General features: G+C 73.1%; 4 protein-coding genes. 2 read left to right on the top strand and 2 right to left on the bottom strand.

Annotated features, from left to right (window positions below; translation table 11 throughout):
• Nucleotides 1-273 (bottom strand): GntR family transcriptional regulator (locus AOK00_RS25705; RefSeq protein ID WP_159041851.1); only part of this gene is annotated, 273 nt, incomplete at its 3' end.
• Nucleotides 274-319: 46 nt separating this feature from the next.
• Between AOK00_RS25705 and AOK00_RS25700 the strand changes: the two genes are divergently transcribed.
• Nucleotides 320-844, top strand: a complete 525-nt coding sequence (locus tag AOK00_RS25700; protein ID WP_055602633.1) for a carboxymuconolactone decarboxylase family protein — start codon at nucleotides 320-322, stop codon at nucleotides 842-844.
• Nucleotides 841-1,608 (top strand): isocitrate lyase/PEP mutase family protein, encoded by a 768-nt coding sequence (locus AOK00_RS25695; protein WP_055602632.1) that lies wholly within the window; start codon nucleotides 841-843, stop codon nucleotides 1,606-1,608. The genes AOK00_RS25700 and AOK00_RS25695 overlap by 4 nt, the downstream gene beginning before the upstream one ends.
• A gap of 181 nt (nucleotides 1,609-1,789) precedes the next feature.
• Here the strand turns inward: AOK00_RS25695 and AOK00_RS25690 are convergent.
• A partial coding sequence (locus tag AOK00_RS25690; RefSeq protein ID WP_254047502.1) for a malate dehydrogenase occupies nucleotides 1,790-2,764 on the bottom strand: 975 nt, incomplete at its 5' end.

Below are 2,764 nucleotides of genomic sequence, written 5' to 3'. Positions count from 1 at the left end.
GCGGGGCTCCGCACGGCGGGCGACCCGGGTGCCGGAGCCCTGCCGGGCCGTGAGCCAGCCCTCGGCGACGAGTTCGGCGTAGGCGTCGGCGACGGTGTTGCGGGCCATGCCGAGGTCCGCGGCGAGCGACCGGGAGGACGGCAGCCGGGTGCCCGCTTCCAGGCGCCCGCTGCGCACCGCCTCGCGGAGCGCGTCCATGAGCCCGGCCCGCAGCCGCGGACCGCGCAGTTCCAGATGGAGATCGGCCCCGAAAGTGGCCCACTCGTTCACCATACGAATGGACCATACTCCTGAGCCACCTCGCTCGTACGGTGACGACATGACCCCGCACACGCACACCATCGACACCTTCGACGTCACCGCGCCTGCCGAGTACGCCCACGAGCACGCCCCGCGACTCCCCCTCGCCGAGCGCGTCCCCGAGTTCTACCGGGCGATGCTGCGCCTGGAGACGGCGGCTGCGAAGGACATCGACCCGACCCTGTACCACCTGATCAAGATCCGGGCCTCGCAGATCAACCACTGCGCCTTCTGCATCGACATGCACTCCAAGGACGCGCTGGCCGAGGGCGAGACCGTCGAGCGGATCGTGCAGCTGTCCGCCTGGGAGGAGTCCCGGCACTTCTACACCGAGCGGGAACTCGCCGCCCTCGCGCTGACCGAGTCCGTGACCGTCCTCACCGACGGCTTCGTCCCCGACGAGGTGTACGCGCGCGCCGCGCAGTACTTCGACGAGACCGAGCTCGCCCGTGTCATCAGCGCGATCGTCGTCATCAACGCGTGGAACCGGATCGCCGTCACCACCCGGATGACGCCCGGCCACTACACGCCGCGCAGCGCATGAGCACCACCGGGAGCGGAAGCGGGGGTTCGGCGGCCCAGGTCCTGCGCGGCCTCCACCGTGACCGGGCGGCCGGCGATCCGCTGGTGCTGCCGGGTCCGTGGGACGCGGTGAGCGCCCGCGCCTTCGAGGCGGCCGGGTTTCCGGCACTCGCGACGCCGAGCGCCGCGATCGCCGCCTCCCTCGGGTACGAGGACGGGGCGACCCCCGCGGCGGAGATGTTCGCCGCCGTGACCCGGATCGTCCGGGCCGTCTCCGTGCCCGTGACGGCGGACCTGGAGGGCGGCTACGGGCTGCCGGCACCCGAACTGGTGGAGCGCGTACGGGAGTCGGGGGCCGTCGGCGTGAACCTGGAGGACACCGGGCCGAACGGTGAGCTCAGGGACCCGCGGGCGCACGCCGCGTGGCTGGCGGAGGTGCGGGCCGCGGCGGGTCCCGAACTCTTCGTCAACGCGCGCGTGGACACGTACGTCCGCGGGGCGTCCGGACCGCTGGAGGCGGCGATCGCCCGCGCCCGGCTCTACGCGGAGGCCGGGGCGGACTGCGTCTACCCGATCGCCGCCCCGCCCACGGACCTCCCGGCCCTGCGCGCCGCCCTCGGCGACCTCCCGCTCAACGCGCTGGCCGCCCCGGACGGCGGCCCGCCCTTCACCGAACTCGGCCGGCTCGGCGCGACCCGGATCACCTTCGGCCCCGGCCTGCTCCTGCGCGCGCGGGACGACCTGGCCGCGCTGGCGGCGAGGCTCCGCGAGAGCGCGACGGCCTGAGACTCCCGCGCGACACCCCCCTCGTCTCAGCCCGGCGGCGCCCCGCGCGTCTCAGCCTCGCGCGACACCCCACGCGTCTCAGCCGCCGTGCAGCGTGCCGTCCCGGAGCATGAGAAACGGCGCCCCCGAGCCGTACGGTCGGTCGTACGGTTCGGGGGCGCCGGGCGCGTGGAGCCGGGACTCAGATGAGGCCGAGCTCGCGGACCGCGTCGCGCTCCTCGGAGAGCTCCTTCACCGAGGCGTCGATGCGGCCGCGCGAGAAGTCGTTGATCTCCAGGCCCTGGACGATCTCGTACTTGCCGTCCTTGGTGGTGACGGGGAACGAGGAGATGAGGCCCTCGGGGACGCCGTACGAGCCGTCCGACGGGATGCCCATGGAGGTCCAGTCGCCCGCGGCGGTGCCGTTGACCCAGGTGTGGACGTGGTCGATGGCGGCGTTCGCGGCCGAGGCGGCGGAGGACGCGCCACGGGCGTCGATGATCGCGGCGCCGCGCTTGGCGACGGTCGGGATGAAGGTGTCGGCCAGCCAGGCCTCGTCGTTGACGACCTCTGCGGCGTTCTTGCCGGCGATCTCCGCGTGGAAGATGTCCGGGTACTGGGTCGCCGAGTGGTTGCCCCAGATGGTGAGGCGCTTGATGTCCTCGACCGAGGCGCCGGTCTTCTGGGCCAGCTGCGTGAGCGCGCGGTTGTGGTCCAGGCGGGTCATGGCGGTGAAGCGCTCGGCCGGCACGTCCGGGGCGGACTGCTGGGCGATCAGGGCGTTGGTGTTGGCCGGGTTGCCGACGACGAGGATCTTGATGTCGTCCGCGGCGTGGGCGTTGATGGCCTGGCCCTGCGGCTTGAAGATGCCGCCGTTGGCGGCGAGCAGGTCGCCGCGCTCCATGCCGGGGCCGCGCGGGCGGGCGCCCACGAGCAGGCCGATGTTGGCGCCCTCGAAGCCCTTGTTCGGGTCGTCGAAGATGTCGATGCCCTTGAGCAGCGGGAAGGCGCAGTCGTCGAGCTCCATGGCGGTGCCCTCGGCGGCCTTCACGCCCTGCGGGATCTCGAGGAGGCGCAGCTTGACCGGCACGTCCGCGCCGAGCAGGTGGCCGGAGGCGATGCGGAAGAGCAGCGCGTAGCCGATCTGGCCGGCCGCGCCGGTCACGGTGACATTCAC

It is taken from the genome of Streptomyces aureus, from assembly GCF_001418135.1.
In the GTDB taxonomy this organism is placed as follows: Bacteria; Actinomycetota; Actinomycetes; order Streptomycetales; family Streptomycetaceae; genus Streptomyces; species Streptomyces aureus_A.
This window is presented reverse-complemented; position numbering and strand designations above follow the sequence as displayed.